The organism is Citrobacter sp. Cpo071, assembly GCF_030332765.1.
GTDB classification, from domain to species: Bacteria; Pseudomonadota; Gammaproteobacteria; order Enterobacterales; family Enterobacteriaceae; genus Citrobacter; species Citrobacter portucalensis.
In genome coordinates this window covers 16797-33833 of sequence record NZ_JAOWHE010000072.1, presented here as the reverse complement: position 1 = coordinate 33833, position 17037 = coordinate 16797, and the positions used below count along the sequence as shown (strand labels likewise).

At 51.5% G+C, this 17037-nt stretch carries 20 protein-coding genes; 6 read left to right on the top strand and 14 right to left on the bottom strand.

From position 1 onward, the window contains the following. Positions 1 to 24 precede the first annotated feature (24 nt). A complete protein-coding gene (yghU, locus tag OGY09_RS06700) occupies positions 25 to 891 on the top strand; it encodes a glutathione-dependent disulfide-bond oxidoreductase (RefSeq protein WP_008785803.1) in 867 nt (288 codons plus the stop codon). Between the two features lie 94 nt (positions 892 to 985). Here the strand turns inward: yghU and hybG are convergent, their stop codons facing one another. From hybG to yghX, 11 genes are all read right to left on the bottom strand, one after another. After that, entirely contained in the window at positions 986 to 1234 is a 249-nt protein-coding gene (hybG, locus tag OGY09_RS06695) for a hydrogenase maturation factor HybG (RefSeq protein ID WP_003024459.1), read from the bottom strand. Between the two features lie 30 nt (positions 1235 to 1264). Continuing rightward, positions 1265 to 1606 carry a hydrogenase maturation nickel metallochaperone HypA gene (gene hypA, locus OGY09_RS06690; RefSeq protein WP_003828349.1) on the bottom strand — a complete coding sequence of 114 codons (342 nt, stop codon included), beginning with the start codon at positions 1604 to 1606 and terminating at the stop codon, positions 1265 to 1267. Next, on the bottom strand, positions 1599 to 2087 hold the full coding sequence (gene hybE, locus OGY09_RS06685) for a hydrogenase-2 assembly chaperone (protein ID WP_008785804.1): 489 nt from the start codon (positions 2085 to 2087) through the stop codon (positions 1599 to 1601). The genes hypA and hybE overlap by 8 nt, the downstream gene beginning before the upstream one ends. After that, positions 2080 to 2574 (bottom strand): HyaD/HybD family hydrogenase maturation endopeptidase, encoded by a 495-nt coding sequence (locus tag OGY09_RS06680; protein WP_032944999.1) that lies wholly within the window; start codon positions 2572 to 2574, stop codon positions 2080 to 2082. The genes hybE and OGY09_RS06680 overlap by 8 nt, the downstream gene beginning before the upstream one ends. Further along, positions 2574 to 4277 (bottom strand): hydrogenase 2 large subunit, encoded by a 1704-nt coding sequence (gene hybC, locus OGY09_RS06675; RefSeq protein ID WP_003828353.1) that lies wholly within the window; start codon positions 4275 to 4277, stop codon positions 2574 to 2576. The genes OGY09_RS06680 and hybC overlap by 1 nt, the downstream gene beginning before the upstream one ends. Beyond that, positions 4274 to 5452 (bottom strand): Ni/Fe-hydrogenase cytochrome b subunit, encoded by a 1179-nt coding sequence (gene hybB / locus OGY09_RS06670; protein WP_003828354.1) that lies wholly within the window; start codon positions 5450 to 5452, stop codon positions 4274 to 4276. The genes hybC and hybB overlap by 4 nt, the downstream gene beginning before the upstream one ends. Continuing rightward, positions 5442 to 6428 (bottom strand): hydrogenase 2 operon protein HybA, encoded by a 987-nt coding sequence (hybA, locus tag OGY09_RS06665; RefSeq protein ID WP_003828357.1) that lies wholly within the window; start codon positions 6426 to 6428, stop codon positions 5442 to 5444. The genes hybB and hybA overlap by 11 nt, the downstream gene beginning before the upstream one ends. A gap of 2 nt (positions 6429 to 6430) precedes the next feature. Continuing rightward, on the bottom strand, positions 6431 to 7549 hold the full coding sequence (hybO, locus tag OGY09_RS06660; RefSeq protein WP_003024486.1) for a hydrogenase 2 small subunit: 1119 nt from the start codon (positions 7547 to 7549) through the stop codon (positions 6431 to 6433). Positions 7550 to 7737: 188 nt separating this feature from the next. Next, a complete protein-coding gene (locus OGY09_RS06655; RefSeq protein WP_003024490.1) occupies positions 7738 to 8025 on the bottom strand; it encodes a DUF2623 family protein in 288 nt (95 codons plus the stop codon). An 84-nt stretch (positions 8026 to 8109) separates the two neighbouring features. After that, entirely contained in the window at positions 8110 to 9750 is a 1641-nt protein-coding gene (locus OGY09_RS06650; protein ID WP_008785806.1) for a methyl-accepting chemotaxis protein, read from the bottom strand. A 215-nt stretch (positions 9751 to 9965) separates the two neighbouring features. Continuing rightward, positions 9966 to 10853 carry a YghX family hydrolase gene (gene yghX, locus OGY09_RS06645; RefSeq protein ID WP_020996329.1) on the bottom strand — a complete coding sequence of 296 codons (888 nt, stop codon included), beginning with the start codon at positions 10851 to 10853 and terminating at the stop codon, positions 9966 to 9968. 155 nt (positions 10854 to 11008) lie between these two features. Between yghX and OGY09_RS06640 the strand changes: the two genes are divergently transcribed. After that, positions 11009 to 12049, top strand: coding sequence for an aldo/keto reductase (locus OGY09_RS06640; RefSeq protein WP_008785808.1), 1041 nt, complete (start codon positions 11009 to 11011; stop codon positions 12047 to 12049). 68 nt (positions 12050 to 12117) lie between these two features. Here the strand turns inward: OGY09_RS06640 and OGY09_RS06635 are convergent, their stop codons facing one another. Then, on the bottom strand, positions 12118 to 12621 hold the full coding sequence (locus OGY09_RS06635; protein ID WP_008785809.1) for an ESA_00282 family adhesion-associated protein: 504 nt from the start codon (positions 12619 to 12621) through the stop codon (positions 12118 to 12120). A gap of 104 nt (positions 12622 to 12725) precedes the next feature. On the opposite strand from OGY09_RS06635, the gene OGY09_RS06630 reads away from it, so the two are divergent. Both OGY09_RS06630 and OGY09_RS06625 read left to right on the top strand, forming a co-directional pair. Next, complete coding sequence (locus OGY09_RS06630) at positions 12726 to 13130, top strand: hypothetical protein (protein ID WP_275399138.1); 405 nt, start codon at positions 12726 to 12728, stop codon at positions 13128 to 13130. 1 nt (position 13131) lies between these two features. Continuing rightward, positions 13132 to 13539 carry a cytoplasmic protein gene (locus OGY09_RS06625; protein WP_275399137.1) on the top strand — a complete coding sequence of 136 codons (408 nt, stop codon included), beginning with the start codon at positions 13132 to 13134 and terminating at the stop codon, positions 13537 to 13539. Positions 13540 to 13616: 77 nt separating this feature from the next. Here the strand turns inward: OGY09_RS06625 and exbD are convergent, their stop codons facing one another. Together exbD and exbB are read right to left on the bottom strand one after the other, a co-directional pair. Then, positions 13617 to 14042 (bottom strand): TonB system transport protein ExbD, encoded by a 426-nt coding sequence (gene exbD, locus OGY09_RS06620; protein ID WP_003828370.1) that lies wholly within the window; start codon positions 14040 to 14042, stop codon positions 13617 to 13619. A gap of 6 nt (positions 14043 to 14048) precedes the next feature. Then, positions 14049 to 14783, bottom strand: coding sequence for a tol-pal system-associated acyl-CoA thioesterase (gene exbB, locus OGY09_RS06615; protein ID WP_275399136.1), 735 nt, complete (start codon positions 14781 to 14783; stop codon positions 14049 to 14051). A 250-nt stretch (positions 14784 to 15033) separates the two neighbouring features. Here exbB and metC point away from each other — a divergent pair, with 250 nt between their 5' ends. Together metC and yghB are read left to right on the top strand one after the other, a co-directional pair. Next, the gene (gene metC, locus OGY09_RS06610; RefSeq protein ID WP_060683231.1) at positions 15034 to 16221 is read left to right on the top strand and encodes a cystathionine beta-lyase; all 1188 of its coding nucleotides are present in this window, start codon (positions 15034 to 15036) and stop codon (positions 16219 to 16221) included. A gap of 131 nt (positions 16222 to 16352) precedes the next feature. Beyond that, the gene (yghB, locus tag OGY09_RS06605) at positions 16353 to 17012 is read left to right on the top strand and encodes a DedA family general envelope maintenance protein YghB (RefSeq protein ID WP_003024510.1); all 660 of its coding nucleotides are present in this window, start codon (positions 16353 to 16355) and stop codon (positions 17010 to 17012) included. Positions 17013 to 17037: the final 25 nt, after the last annotated feature.

Below are 17037 nucleotides of genomic sequence, written 5' to 3'. Positions count from 1 at the left end.
CAACCACTCAGAAGGCAGGTCAATATGTCAGACAATACCTATCAGCCCGCGAAAGTCTGGACGTGGGAAAAGTCGAACGGCGGCGCATTCGCCAATATCAACCGCCCGATTTCCGGCGCCACCCACGAGAAGACGCTGCCGGTTGGCAAGCATCCGCTACAGCTCTATTCGTTGGGGACGCCAAACGGGCAGAAAGTGACGATTATGCTGGAGGAGTTACTGGCGCAGGGCGTGAAGGGCGCGGAATACGATGCCTGGATTATTCGCATTGGCGATGGCGATCAGTTTTCCAGCGGCTTTGTTGAGGTGAATCCGAACTCGAAGATCCCGGCGCTGCGCGACCACTCGCAAAACCCACCGGTTCGCGTATTCGAATCTGGCGCAATCCTGCTCTATCTGGCGGAAAAATACGGTTATTTCCTGCCGCAGGATTTGGCAAAACGTACTGAAACGCTGAACTGGTTGTTCTGGTTACAGGGTGCGGCGCCGTTCCTCGGCGGTGGTTTTGGTCACTTCTATAACTATGCGCCGGTAAAAATTGAGTACGCTATTAACCGCTTCACGATGGAAGCCAAACGCTTACTCGACGTACTGGATAAGCAGTTAGCACAAAATCAGTTTGTGGCAGGAGATGAATACACCATTGCCGATATGGCGGTTTGGCCGTGGTTTGGCAATGTGGTGCTGGGTAACGTGTACGACGCGGCAGAGTTCCTCGATGCAGGAAGTTACAAGCACGTGCAACGCTGGGCAAAAGAGGTTGCCGCGCGTCCGGCAGTTAAGCGAGGTCGTATTGTAAACCGCACTAACGGGCCGCTAAACGAGCAGCTTCATGAACGTCATGACGCCAGCGACTTCGACACCAATACCGAAGATAAGCGCCAGGGTTAACGCAAGATGCCGGATGGCGGCATAAATGCCTTATCCGGCCTACATAGAAGGCGTAGGCCTGATAAGCGTAACGCCATCAGGCACTAACCGATTATCACGCGCTGGTGACGTCGTACTCCATGCGGCGAAGTGCGTCTAACGTGGCTTTAGCTTCATCTTCATCAATGATGCTCATGGCGAACCCTACGTGCACCAGCACCCATTGCCCGACCAGCTCAGCGGTATCACCTTCACAAATCAGGGCAATATTGACATCACGTTTGATGCCGCACACTTCAACCTGCGCAAGCTGGTGAATATCTTCACCAACGGCCAGAACCTGACCAGGGACTCCAATACACATATCTGACTCCGCCCCATAGCAACCTATGGGTTATTCGACTTCAATACTTTTCACTTTCAGTGAATCGCCTGCATCAACCCGCAGACGATCGCCCTGACATAGTGGACACTGCGCATCATGCTGGGTGATTTCCACAACCTGACTGCAATCCCAGCACCATGCCTGGGCTGGTTTGTAATCAATATGCAACTCACACCCTTGCGCCAGCGTGCCCTGACAGACGATGTCGAAACTGAAACGGACGGCGCTCTCTTCAACGCACGAGAGCGCTCCGATTTCCAGCCAAACGCCGGTTACACGTTTGACACCGTGCTGCTCTGCCTGCTGTTGAACAATCTCAACTGCGCTCTGACAAAGGGACAGCTCATGCATTTTCGCAGTTCCGACGACCCAGCAGCAGCGCGCGGCGATTTAGCTGCGGCGCATTCGGATCGCTCACCGGCAGCGATAACAGCATGCGCGCGCAATCGTCAGTCAGACGCACACCTTCTTGCGCCGACATACTGTGCGAAAGCGGCGACATCAGTGAACAGGAAAGGTATTGCGATACGCCCTCCAGTTCACCAACGGTAAAGGTCATCTCGCCATACGGCAGACGCAGCCCGATTTTTTCGCTGACTTTACGCACCGGCCAGATCTGGTCCGGTCCGGGGAAAATCAGTGCGCTGAGCATCCAGGGTGTGATAACACACCCCGTCCACTGTCCTTCAAACAGCGTAAAATCAGAGACATATACCGGCATATTCGGATGCAAGAAAGAGAGATCGTGCATCGAACGCCGGGCAACCTCTTCAAACGCTGCCTGAATCTGCGTCTTCGGGGCCGTCTGAAAACCGACAAACTCCTCAGACATGAGCCGCCTCCCGAGGGATCGCTTCAACGCCTGATTCGCGAAGCGCGGCAAGAACCTGCTCCAGCGCAGGTTCAATCATCGCTTCAACCGTTGGCGTTAGCCCGATATGCGGTTCCAACGATTCCGGAATAACGCCGACTAAGGTCAGCTTTTTCGGAAACTCGCCGGTAAAACGCAGGGCCGACAATACGTCGGCCAGGCCAAGCTGGTGCGGTGAGATTTTGTTAGTAAACAGCGCCGGGATCTCTTCATCCCGCAGGACCATCATCGTTCCTGGCGTGTTTTTCTTCGACACAATGGCGTCAGCAATGATCAGATGATCTCTGTTCGCCATATCGCCGAGAAGCTCCATCCCAGCCGTACCACCGTCCAGAACATCAACAAAGTCTGGCAGGATGTACCGTTGCTCTAATGCCTCAACGATACGTACCCCGATGGCTTCGTCGGTCAGCAAAATATTGCCGACCCCTAAGACTAATATCCGCATTACAGAACCTTAACTGAGACCACTTCGTTCCCGTCAACGTCCACCACATGCACCGCACATGACATACAAGGGTCGAAGGAGTGAATGGTACGAACCACTTCCAGCGGTTTGTTTGGATCGGCAATCGGCGTACCTACCAGCGAGCGCTCATACGGTCCCACTTCATCATTAAAGTTACGTGGGCCAGAGTTCCAGGTTGACGGTACAACCGCCTGGTAGTTGCTGATAATGCCGTCTTTAATCACCATCCAATGAGACAGCATACCGCGTGGCGCTTCGAGGAAACCAACACCTTTGAATTCGCCTGTTGCCGGAATATCCGGTTTCACGAAGGTGGTGTGGTCGCCTTTACCGATGTTCACAATCAGCGCATTGTACTGATCCTGCAGAACGTTCTGCAGTTCACAGCAGTGAACGGTACGGCCAATAATACGGCCCAGCGTAGAGTGCAACTGCGACACTTCGATAGTTTTACCGGTCAGCTTGGTGTAAATCGCGATGATTTCATTCAGCTTGGCATGGGTAGACTCGCGTTTGGCCGCCAGTTTACACAGCATGTTGGCCAGCGGACCCACTTCAACCGTTTTACCGTAGAAAGTAGGCGCTTTAACCCAGGAGTATTTGCCGTCGTCTGACCAACCGGTGTAGTCAGGAACCGTTGTGCCTTCCCACGGAGCCTGCGGCGCTTCATCTTTGTACCACGCGTGTTTCGCACTCTCCTGAATCCCTTTGATCAGGTACTCATCGGAGTGAGAGGTGATCGGGCGATAGGTCGACAGATCAGCATCGGTGATATAACCGCCCGGGAACAGGAAGCTGCCGTTTTTACCGTCTGTCGGGAATTCCGGCGCACTCAGGTAGTTAACCGCACCCTGACCACGTTCCAGCCACTCAGGATAGAACGCAGCAATAACCGCGGTATCAACCTTGTACACCTGCTCAACGAAGTCGCTCAGCTTATCGATGAAGGACTTGATGTACATCAGGCGTTCAAGGTTCAGCACGCCGAGGCCGTCAAGGTTAATTGGGTTAGCAACCCCACCTACCGCCAGGTTCTGGATGTGCGGCGTTTTACCGCCCAGCAGTGCCACAACGCGGTTAGCATCACGCTGGCATTCCAGCGCTTGCAGGTAGTGTGCGACCGCAATCAGGTTCACTTCCGGCGGCAACTGCATTGCCGGGTGACCCCAGCAACCGTTAGCAAAAATGCCTAACTGACCGCTGGCAACAAGATCTTTGATCTTGTTCTGAACCTTGGTGAACTCTTCTGCGCTGTTCAGGTGCCAGGAGGACACGCCGTTCAGCATGGCAGACGCTTTCGCTGGGTCAGCTTTCAGGGCAGAGGTGATATCCACCCAGTCCAGCGCAGACAGCTGATAGAAGTGAACAATGTGGTCATGCGTGGTGTGCGCAGCCAGAATGATGTTACGGATATACTGTGCGTTCACCGGAACATCAATATTCAGCGCGCTTTCTGCTGCACGAACGGAAGAGATAGCGTGAGTGGTCGTACAAACGCCACAGATACGCTGCACAATCATCCAGGCATCGCGCGGATCGCGGTTTTTCACGATCTCTTCCATGCCGCGCCACATGGTACCGGAAGCCCATGCTTTAGATACCACGCCATTTTCGATTTCGCAGTCGATGCGTAAATGACCCTCAATACGGGTTACCGGATCAATAGTAATTCTCTGGCTCATGCTTTGCTCGCCTCATGACGATTTTGATCGTTTTGTTTTAAAGGAGGAAGTATCGGCAGTAGACGAATGAGTACGATGTATGCACAAATCTCAATAGCCACAAAACCAATAGAAATCAACAGCTCTTCCCAGGTCGGGAAGTAGTGGTAGCCACCACCAGGATTGAACGCCACCAGCGAATAGGACAGACGCCATGTTGCACAACCCAGCAATGCGCTCAGCGCAGACAGATACAGCATGCGCGAGTCATTACGCAGCTTAGTGACGCGCAGCACCACCAGCGGGAAGACCATCAGCACGACTTCAAGCCAGAACATCAGGGAATAAAGATCGCCTGAGAACGCATAGGACAGCTTGTCGCGATAGATCAGTTCGCCAAAGCGCAGAACGACGAAAATAGCCAGCAGCACGCTGATGGTATTCGTCAGCTTGATGAACAAACTTTTCTCGTCCGGACCGTTACCTTTCAGACCGGCTTGTACCAACGAGCCTTCAAAGATGACGATCGAGAAGCCCATAATAAAGGCGGTTAATACCGAGAAAAGCGGCAGCATTTCATAAGCTTGCCATAGCGGATGCACCTTATAACCCGCAGAAATCATCAATGAACCCATTGAAGACTGGTGCATGGTTGGCAGCAGCGCGCCGAGGGCAATAATAAAGAACATCACTTTATTCAAACGTTTGAGGGAAACTTTCCACCCCAAGCGTTCAAACAGAGCCGGAGCAAATTCCAGCGCCATGATGCCTATATAGATGGTCATACAGACCGCCGTTTCGAACAGTACCGAGTTCACGTTGAAGTGACCCGGAATGTAGAAATACGGCAGGTTCCAGTAACGACCGACGTCAATGGTGATCGACAGACCACCCAGCGAGTAGCCAAACAGGCTCGCCAGCAGCGCCGGACGAACCAACGGATGGTATTGCCCTCTGTTGAAAACGTACACCGCCCACGCCAGCGCCCAACCGCCGCACGCGAAGCCAGTACCAATCAACAGGTCAAACGCGATCCATACACCCCATGGGAAACCGCCGTTCAGATCGGAGACTGAGCCCAGTCCGAAGACCAGACGTTTCACGATCAGGAGCATACACAGGACGATAAGCGGCCCAAAAATAATGACCGGTTTGCTGATTATTTTTCCGCCCAGCGGTTTAGGATCATGACTCATGATCGTCTCCTCCATCGTGATGGTCGTTTTTCGTGTTACGACGAACCAGCACGGTTAAGCCCGCCAGCGCAGCCAGGGGTAGTATCATGCCCTTGTACAGGGAATGTTGAACATGTTCGGAACGCGCACCAGTTGAAAGATCATCCAGCTTCGGCAGATCCAAATCCTCGTAAGGAACACCCGTCAGTACCATAACCTGCGTACCACCACCTTCTTTCTCACCGTACAGGTGTGGGTAGTACTTCGGTACCGTATGCAGATAGGTATCGCCTGCTTTCACCGTCTGACGCGGATAGTGGTATTCGCTACCAGGCTTCAGCGCGAGACGTTTTTTCGCCTCAGCCATCAGCTCTTCACGCGTACCAAAAATCACCGCACCGGCTGGGCACACTTCAACACAACCCGGTAAACCACCTTTGTCCAGACGCTCAACGCCTTTCTGGTTACACAGTTCACATTTGTGAAGTGCACCAAACGGGTTGTTGTAGTCGTACTTAGGCACGTTGTACGGGCAGGCGACCATGCAGTAACGACAGCCCGTGCAGACATCTTTGTCATAATGGACGATGCCGGTTTTCGGATCTTTCTTCAGCGCGGAGACCGGGCAAACGGAAACGCAGTTCGGATCAACACAGTGCATGCACTGTTTCTTGATGTATGCGTAGCCATTTTCTTCCTGGTCTTTGTTAACGCCTGTTCCGCTACGCCACACCTGAATGATGTTATTGGTATACGGCGACAGTTTGTCGTTGTTCGACCAGGTTTGCTCGCCTTCCGGGTTACGCGCCGGGAAGTTGATATCCTGACACTTGGTGACACAGGCCTGGCAGCCTACGCACAGCGTCGAGTCATAGAGCATCCCAAGAGAACCAGGGATCGGCGGACGGTTTTCTGCAGCCGCATGGCTGATGGACGGCGCTGCGCCCAACAGCAATGCCCCGCTGGAGGCTGCTTTAATAAAGTTACGTCTGTTCACGGTTATTCTCCCCGTGAGTCAGCGTTATCTTTCTTCTGCTGACGCCCCAGTTCACGAACCGCCATCACGCTGACGCCGGCAACCAGTCCTACTACGCCACCCAGCAGTCCAATCGCTCCGGCAGAAACATTGCCGCCTTCTTTCATGTTGACGTCAGGTTTCTCGGAACGCGGCGTTTGGTTTTCCACGTGAGCAAGCTGGTGAATACCTTTATGGAAGCCGACGCCTTCTTCGTTACAGCCGTAGCAAGGGTGACCGATAGCCACCGGCCACACGCCGCCCACATCGCAGAATTGCAGCGTTGAGCAGTTGCCGTAGGTTTCTGGTCCTTTACAGCCCAGATGGTAGAGGCACCAACCTTCGCGGTGGCCTTCATCGCCAAACTCTTTAGCAAAACGACCAGCATCGAAGTGCGGGCGACGTTCGCAGTGTTCGTGAATCAAACGGCCATAGGCGAATGTCGGACGGTTTTTGGTATCCAGCTTCGGCGGCTTACCATAAGTGATGATATGCGCGACCGTTGCGAGGAAGTTATGCGGGTTCGGCGGACAGCCGGGGATGTTGATGATGGTTTTGCCTGGCAGAACTTCTTGCAGGCCGACGGCACCCGTTGGGTTAACGCCAGCGGCAGCAACACCACCCCACGCGGCGCAAGAGCCGATGGCAATGATAGCGGCTGCGCCTTCTGCGGCCCGGCGGATGTGATCCACGATCGGCTCACCGGCAACCATGCAGTAAATACCATTATCTTTCAGTGGGATAGAACCATCTACTACCAGAACATATTGCCCTTTGTATTTCTCCAGAGCGTTATGCTTGTTCTCTTCAACCTGATGGCCGAAGGCGGCAGAGAGCACCTCATGGTATTCCAGAGAGATTGTCTCCAGAACGAGGTTTTCCACTGTAGGGTGTGTCGCGCGAAGCAGCGATTCAGTACAACCCGTACACTCCTGAGCACCAATCCAGATAACCGGTGGGCGCTGAGGACGAGAAACTGATTCGGCCATTTCTGCGGCGGCTTTGCTACTGAGCCCCATGGTAGCGGCCAGTGCTGCACAAAGCTTCATGAAATCACGGCGATTAATGCCGCTCGAATTGATGAGAGAGTTATCTCCAGTCATTTTATAGTTATTCCGTTGCGAAGACCTGGCTTTTATTTTGCACCATTCGCATGTTGCATATTGCGATCGGCGCGCCATTACCACACTTTTTATATGGTTATGTGCATTATAATACTTCGGCGGAGCAACAAAACGAAGGCGTAGGTCAATAGTGTAATTAATTAAAGCAAGATAATACCCCTTTCGGATCAAGCTTCGAGTCGATAGCCGGCCATGAAAAACCGAATTGTTGTACTGGACTGGTTCTCTTTAAAGAAATCCATCACCATCTCTTTATCCAGCCCATAACGGCGCGTCAGGATCCCTGCTTCCCACGCGCTGAGCTGTCGATCGCCCGTTTTTTCAAACATTCGATGTGAAAATCCCAGCACAAAACCACGCTTATAATCCGCACAAAAATTCGCCACTGAGCGTGCACTGTCCGCACTTGAGGCGTTTAATCCGGCCATCAGACCTTTACCAAAATGGTTGTCCATGCATAACCTCCAATCGCTATATAATAAATTATATAGCGATTTTTTAAGCAAAGACCAGAGGTATCACGAACTTTTTATAACGGCTTAAAAGGACACCCACTCATCCGTTTTAGCGGCCGCAGACGTTTTGCTGTCTGCTGAAGAGGAAGTGGTTTGGCTGGCTGCGTATTGCACATCATTAGCGGAAAGGCGGAACTGTTGCACCGAGCGTTGCAGCTCCTCTGTTTGTCGTTCCAGCGCCACTGCCGCGGCGGAAACTTGTTCTACCAGCGCAGCATTCTGTTGCGTTACGCTGTCCATCTGCGTGATCGCCACGCTCACCTGCGAGATACCCTTATTCTGTTCTTCCGAGGCAGAGGCAATTTGCTTCATGATGACAGTCACTTCGGTGGCGCCGCGCAGAATCGCCTCCATGGTTAATCCTGTTTCTTTAACCAGACGAGCACCCTGATCAACACGACGCGATGACTCGCCAATCAGTGTCTCAATCTCTTTCGCCGCCCCGGCGCTGCGACTGGCAAGGTTACGTACTTCACCGGCGACGACGGCAAAACCGCGCCCCTGCTCGCCTGCCCTGGCTGCTTCAACCGCCGCGTTCAGCGCCAGAATGTTGGTCTGGAAAGCAATGCTATTAATAACTGACGTGATTTCCGCGATCTGTTTAGAGCTGGCGGCAATGCCGTCCATCGTCTCAACCACTTCTGAAACCAGCGTGCTCCCTTTGCCTGCCGTTTCTGTGGCCGTATCGGCAAGTTGGCTGGCTTCACGTGCATTTTCTGCGTTCAGTTTTACCGTTGCGGTCAGTTGCTCCATGCTGGCAGCAGTCTCTTCCAGAGCCGCAGCCTGCTCTTCAGTACGTGAGGAGAGATCGTTATTGCCGGTCGAAATTTCCGTCGCCCCTCGCCAGATGTTGTCACTACCTGAACGGATGGTACTGACGGCTTCACGTAGGCTATCCTGCATCGCGCACAATAACGGCACCAGTTGACCCACACAGTTACGACCAAAATCTTCGATGGGATGGCTGAGATCGCCCTGCGCAATCTGCTGGAACTGTTGGCGAATACGTCCCAGCGGTTTCACCATCATGGAAACAAGGTAGCGGTCGGTAAAGAAAAGGAGGGCAATCCCAAGAATAACGGCGGTGATAATTAGCGTCCGGATGATAGAGGTTTTGCCATCGACCATCACGCGGGTGGTATCGAGTCGCTCACCTGCCGTGGCGTTAAAACGCTCGGCACTGGCGCCAAATTCACGGCTCAACGCGGGTGTAATAGTGCTGGCATGCTCCGCAAAGGCCGTAAGCGTGCCCTGCTGCGCCAGTTGCATTTGCGGGATCACGCCGTTGTCCAGCAGCGCCTGCCACTTCGTCAGTACTGCGTTAGCGACGTCAGGATCCATTGGTCCCGGAGACAACGTTTTCATCTCCTGGAGTTTTTTGCTCATATTCTCCAGGGACTGTTGCGCTGGCGCAAAATCAGGCGTTCCGCCACTCATTTTGACATCCATGGCGCGACTTAAGCGCGTTACGAAGCGAAAGTACTGATCGTTACCCTGACTGAGAACCGTCATCTGATGGACAAGATGACGGTCAATATCATTGCCTTCAGATATTTTTGATAACGAATGAAGACTGAATAAACCCACGCCCGACCAGAGCAGGCAAAAAAGTCCCAGTATTGCCAACATGACAATACGAATAGTGAAGTTTTTCAGCAAACGCATAATAATTTCCTTGCCGTTGATGAGGAATTCGCCATCAGGCGATACTTATCCTTGTTATCGGCAGGCAGTAGAGAAGATATAATGCGTTCTTTATTTTTTTACTTTCTTAAGTACATCCACTATCTCTCCACACTATATCAATATGAATGCTAATGAAATTAGGTAGCATTATTATTCAGGTAATTAGTTATAAGCATTAAATAATCTATTGTTTTCTATCGCAAATATTTGTTAAACCACGCAAGAGTACGTTCCCAGGCTAAATCAGCGGCAGCTTTATCATAACGGGGGGTCGAATCGTTGTGAAAGCCATGATTAACACCGGGATAGATATAGGCTTCATAGACTTTCTTATTGGCCTTAAGCGCCGCTTCATAGGCAGGCCATCCCTCATTAATACGTGTGTCTAATTGCGCATAGTGCAGTAATAAAGGCGCGTTTATTTTAGGGACATCTGATGCAGGAACCTGCCGCCCATAAAAAGGCACCGCGCAGGCCAGTTCAGGGAAAGCCACAGCAGCGGCATTCGACACACCACCACCGTAGCAAAATCCGGTAATACCTACCTTTCCCGTCGTCCCTGAATAATGTTGCATAAATTCAATGGCGGCAAAAAAATCATTCATCAACTTTACGGGATCAACCTGCTGCTGCAATTCCCGACCTTTATCATCATTGCCAGGATATCCTCCTACCGAACTTAATCCATCCGGTGCAAGTGCCATAAAGCCCGCCTTCGCCACCCGTCTCGCCACATCTTCAATATACGGATTCAGCCCACGATTCTCATGCACTACCACCACCGCCGGAACTTTCCCTGTCACCTTCGCAGGTTTAACTAAATACCCCCGCACATCACCATGCCCTTCAGGCGAAGGATAGGTAATATATTCCGCCAAAATATCGGGATCGGTAAATTCTACCTGCGTTGCGAGGGCATAGTTGGGTTTCAATAAATTGAATAAAGCCAACGCCGTCATGCCACCCACTGCATATTTCGCTGCCAGATTGAGAAACTCGCGTTTCGTTATTTTGCCATGCGCGTAATAGTCATAGTAGTCGAGCAGTTCTTGCGGAAAATCTTTGGCAGTCAAACGCGGCATCGTCGCACTCCTGATTGGTGTTTTTTTAAGCAAAGCACAGTGACCTGTTTTTGCCCAGTTTTTCATCTCAGTGTGACCTGGTGAACGGGATATTCACCGTGAACCCGCTAGAATAGAAACGTTGTTTCGAAATTCACCTGCACTAAGGAGATCTCATGGCCTGGTTTGCCAATCCTGAACGTTACGAGCAGATGCTCTATCGCTACTGTGGGCGCAGCGGTTTGCGTTTACCCGCGCTATCGCTGGGTTTATGGCACAGTTTTGGGCACGTTCAGGCGCTGGATTCACAGCGCGCCCTGTTGCGTAAAGCATTTGATTTAGGCATCACGCATTTTGATTTAGCCAATAACTATGGGCCGCCACCAGGCAGCGCAGAAGAGAATTTTGGCCGATTACTGCGCGAGGATTTTGCACACTATCGCGATGAACTGATTATCTCCACCAAGGCAGGCTATGACATGTGGCCTGGGCCATACGGTTCTGGCGGTTCGCGCAAATACCTGCTCGCCAGCCTCGACCAGAGTCTGAAACGCATGGGTCTCGACTATGTCGATATCTTCTACTCTCACCGCGTTGACGAAAATACGCCAATGGAAGAGACCGCCTCGGCGCTGGCCCACGCCGTGCAAAGCGGTAAAGCGCTGTATGTCGGCATTTCATCCTATTCTCCGGAACGTACGCAGAAAATGGCCGAGTTGATGCGGGAATGGAAAATTCCATTGCTGATCCATCAGCCGTCTTACAACCTGCTTAACCGCTGGGTAGACAGCAGCGGCCTGCTGGATACGCTGGAATCCAACGGCATAGGCTGCATCGCATTTACGCCGCTGGCTCAGGGACTGCTGACGGGGAAATACCTTAACGGTATTCCGGAAGGTTCACGCATGCAGCGTGAAGGGAAAAAGGTTCGTGGATTAACGGAAAACATGCTGACGGAAGAAAACCTTACCAGCCTGCGCTTGCTTAATGAGATGGCGCAACAGCGTGGACAGTCGATGGCACAAATGGCCTTAAGCTGGCTGCTAAAAGACAACAGGGTAACGTCGGTATTGATTGGCGCCAGTCGACCGGAGCAACTGGAAGAAAACGTTCAGGCGCTGGCGAATCTGACGTTCAGCGCCGAAGAACTGGCGCAGATCGATAAGCACGTCGCGGACGGTAAGCTGAACCTGTGGCAGGCCTCATCTGACAAATAGCCGTAGGTAATCCCGTGCCGGGTAGCAACGTTGTTCTTCCCGGCACGTAATACGGGCCAGCCAGCTCCTCACACCTCTTCTGCTTTGATTTCTGGGCGCTGATATTCCGGCCACACCAGCGCGACAAGTGCAGGATAGGCTTCCAGGCTGAACTCCCTGAAGCACTGACGTAAGTTAAGCACGTCCAAATCGGCATGCGGGACTTTCTCGCCACTCAGGCAGCGTTTTTTAATATTGTCGTAATATTTATACACCGCAGAGTTGAGATCGCTGCAACGCCGCTGTGCATCAAATAGCCCTGGCGTCTCATTCAGCTCCACCATTGTCATCCGTTTGATCGTCGAGTGGATAAAATCGATATATTCGTGATTGACACGCCAATACCAAACCGGAGTAATCGAATTCATCAGTACCGAGAAATGATCTTCACCCTCTTCTTTACTCAGTATTTCCGGCTGGTTTTCAGCGTATCCATTTTCTGCATTACGGTTTTTATTTGCACTGCGCATCAACAAAAGTACCCCGCAGGTCAGCAATAGCAGGGTAATAACAGAATAAAATATACTGTTCATATACTGGCTCCATTTTTTTTGATTTTAAAATTACGCCATGCTATTGTCAACGCGGCATGGTTTATTTAAAACAACATATCATTGGCATCAAAGGATATTTCAAAATGCTTCCCAAGCATCTTGTTCCCTCGCGTTTTCACTTATCCAGCTCACCTGACAATACCACCTCCACAGATAATAGTGAAAATTTGACTCAGGGGAAGATAACATTAAGCGATTACGAATCCGATATTTTGATTAGCTCAGCTGCTACCGGCCAGTCACGAAATATGCTATTTGAAGAGTGCGACCGCCATTTAAAAGAGCGCCTGTTTCGTGCAGCAAAAATTGAGTCATTCTCTCGCCTGCTCAATTCACTACAGGCAGAAGGCGACATTAATGCACAAGAATTAAGTAAAATTTTGACTCAAAAAACAGCCATCATAAATGAACAGGGCAACAAAATTTGGCTTAATTTAATTACCCGTGAAACCAGCGCCCCTATTTTTTATTCTCTGGAAGAGAAATAAAATGAAAGATGTTGAGGATAATAATGTTTATTTGGCTTTAGATAACCATAAAAGCGATGAGTTTGTCTTAAAGCAAAATTTAGCCGTGTTGATTGCCAATAAAACCGCGACACTGGAAAGCGTTGCTCAGGAGATAGTCTCTATTCCCGCTGCACTGGTGCGGATGAAATGGCAAAATCGCCGTGAAATTTACTCGCTACAGGCTAAAGAAGAGATCTACGGTGCCGCGATCGAAGCCATTATGGAGCAGCAACCAGAACTGCGGGACAAAATCATGGCCCGACTGGAAAGCACCTACCAGCATATACTCGCGCGGGAAACGGCCACCTTACGCCTGACGCGAAAGCTGTCTGAAGGGAACTACGACCCCACCAGGATAACCACGGTCGCGTTAGATGAGAACAGATAAGAACAAGTGTGCGAGGGAGTTGAATCAGGAGAGACACGCCGGGTAAGGCGGCAACCATTACCCGGCAATGAGGAAGATTACTTCGCTTTCACTGTCTCTTCGCCAACCAGACCAATCTTCAGGAAGCCCGCCTGATGCAGCGTATCCATCACCTTCATCATGGTCTCATAATCAACGGTTTTATCTGCCCGGAAGAAAATCGTGGTGTCTTTCTTCCCTTCAGTTAGCGCATTTAGCTCGTTAATCATGGTTTCATCCGTCACCTGATTGTTGCCAATGAACATACTCTTATCGGCTTTAACTGACAGGTAAACCGGTTTTTCCGGACGCGGCTGCGGCGTGCTGGTGGAGGCAGGGAGATTCACCTTCACATCTACGGTTGCCAACGGCGCGGCAACCATAAAGATGATCAATAAAACCAACATAACGTCGATAAACGGCGTCACGTTGATTTCATGCATTTCACCGTTATCGTCCAGGTTTTCATTAAAGCTCATTGCCATGGAACATTATCCTACACGTAATTTCTGCGCTGCACGTACCGGATGCGCGGATGCGCCTGCATTCAGGTCCAGATCGCGACTTTGCAGCAACAGCACCTGTGCCGCGACGTCGCCCAGCATCGCTTTATAGCTGCCAATCTGACGTGCGAAAATGTTGTAGATAACAACAGCTGGAATTGCTGCGACCAGACCGATTGCGGTCGCTAACAGCGCTTCTGCGATACCCGGCGCAACAACGGCGAGGTTGGTCGTTTGGGTTTGTGCAATCCCGATGAAGCTATTCATGATGCCCCATACGGTACCGAACAGACCGACGAATGGAGAGATAGCCCCGATGGTGGCCAGGTATCCGTTACCGCGGCCCATATGACGACCTACCGCCGCCACACGACGCTCCAGACGGAAGCCGGTACGCTCTTTAATGCCTTCGTTATCGTCGCTGCCTTCTGACAGTTCCAGCTCGTTCTGCGCTTCATTAATCAACTGTGCGCCCAGGCTTTTGCCATCGAATCCTGCGGCAATTTCACTTGCCTGATCTAAAGAGCGGGCTTCCGCCAGCAGTTGCTGTTCACGCTTAAGGCGGCGTTTCTGAGTAAAGAACTCAAGGCTCTTACTAAAGAAGATAGCCCAGGTGACCACTGACGCCAAAATCAGCCCAATCATCACGCACTTAACCACGATATCGGCGTGCTGATACATACCCCAGACGGAAAGATCCGTCTGCATCAAATTATTACCCACTCTGTATCTCCAGGACGCAAATCACAAAATCTGAGCGTAATCATATCAAAACGACGTCGAATTGATAGTCGTTCTCATTACTATTTACATATTGCCGCACCTTTGGTTTCTTTTCCTTGCGCTTACGCAGTAAAAAAGTCACCAGAAGCATTTTGAGATTATTTTCTACTGTATGACCGTTCTGCAGGATGCGTCATCTTTGATTCATGGTAGTTTAGACATCCAGACGTATAAAAACAGGTAAGACAACATGGCAGATAAGCAACTTGAAACCAAACTCGTTCACGCAGGACGCAGTAAAAAGTACACGCTGGGCTCGGTAAATAGCGTGATCCAGCGCGCTTCTTCGCTGGTTTTTGACACCGTAGAGGCTAAAAAACAGGCCACGCACAACCGGGCGAACGGTGCGCTTTTCTATGGGCGTCGCGGAACCCTGACGCATTTCTCTCTTCAGGAAGCGATGTGCGAACTGGAAGGTGGTGCGGGTTGCGCGCTGTTCCCCTGCGGTGCGGCGGCCGTTGCCAACACCATCCTTGCCTTTGTGGAGCAAGGGGATCATGTGCTGATGACCAACACAGCCTATGAACCCAGTCAGGATTTCTGTACCAAAATTCTCGGCAAGCTCGGCGTGTCCACCGGCTGGTTCGATCCGCTGGTTGGCGCCGATATCGTTAAGCACATACAGCCGAACACGAAAGTCGTATTTCTGGAATCTCCCGGCTCTGTCACTATGGAAGTGCATGATGTTCCAGCTATTGTTGCCGCCGTCAGAAGCGTCGCGCCGGATGCAATCATCATGATTGATAACACCTGGGCTGCCGGGGTGCTGTTCAAAGCGTTGGATTTTGGCATCGATATCTCTATTCAGGCAGGCACCAAATATCTGATTGGTCATTCTGACGGCATGGTCGGCACGGCGGTATCTAATGCCCGCTGCTGGGATCAACTGCGCGAAAATGCCTATCTGATGGGGCAAATGCTGGACGCCGATACCGCCTATATGACCAGCCGTGGACTGCGTACGCTGAGCGTTCGCCTGCGTCAGCACCATGAAAGCAGCTTAAAGGTCGCCGAGTGGCTGGCCAGCCATCCGCAGGTCGCCCGCGTGAACCACCCGGCACTGCCCGGCAGTAAAGGCCATGAATTCTGGAAGCGTGATTTCGCCGGCAGCAGCGGCCTGTTCTCCTTTGTATTGAATAAGAAGCTCAATAATGAGGAGCTTGCTGCGTATCTGGATCACTTCAGCCTGTTCAGTATGGCCTACTCCTGGGGCGGTTTTGAGTCGCTGATTCTCGCCAACCAGCCGGAACACATTGCGGCAATCCGTCCGCAAGGCGAGGTGGATTTCAGCGGAACGCTTATCCGTTTACATATCGGTTTAGAGAATGTTGACGATCTGATTGCCGATTTGGCCGCAGGATTTGCCCGAATCGAGTAAAATTGCCACAGATGGACATATATGTAGACACTTCTGGTGGAAAAGTCTGCAATTGTTGCGTCCGGGATCAAGGCATCCCGGGCAATTCAGGAGTACAATCCACACATAAACGCTGTTCCACAGGAAAGTCCATGGTAGTCATTCAAGATATTGTCTCCGCGCTCTGGCAACACGATTTTGCCGCACTGGCGGATCCGCACGTTGTGAGCGTGGTGTACTTCGTCATGTTCGCCACGCTGTTTTTAGAAAATGGCCTGCTGCCCGCCTCCTTTTTACCCGGAGACAGCCTGTTATTACTGGCAGGAGCGCTGATTGCTCAGGACGTGATGAGTTTTTTACCTACCATAGCTATTCTGACGGCCGCAGCCAGTCTGGGCTGCTGGCTGAGTTATATTCAGGGACGCTGGCTAGGCAACACGCGCACGGTGAAAGGCTGGCTGGCGCAATTACCGGAAAAATACCATCAGCGCGCCACCTGCATGTTTGATCAACACGGCCTGATGGCGCTGCTGGCAGGGCGTTTCCTGGCGTTCGTTCGCACCTTGCTGCCAACGATGGCTGGCATTTCAGGGCTTCCTAACCGTCGGTTCCAGTTTTTTAACTGGCTGAGTGGCCTGCTGTGGGTCACCGTCGTCACCAGTTTCGGCTATGCGCTGAGCATGATCCCGTTCGTTAAACGCCATGAAGATCAGGTGATGACCTTTCTAATGATCCTGCCGATTGCCCTGTTAACCGCAGGATTGTTGGGAACATTGTTCGTGGTGATTAAAAAAAAATACTGTAGCGCCTGAGTATTATCCTTAGCCGGGGTAATTC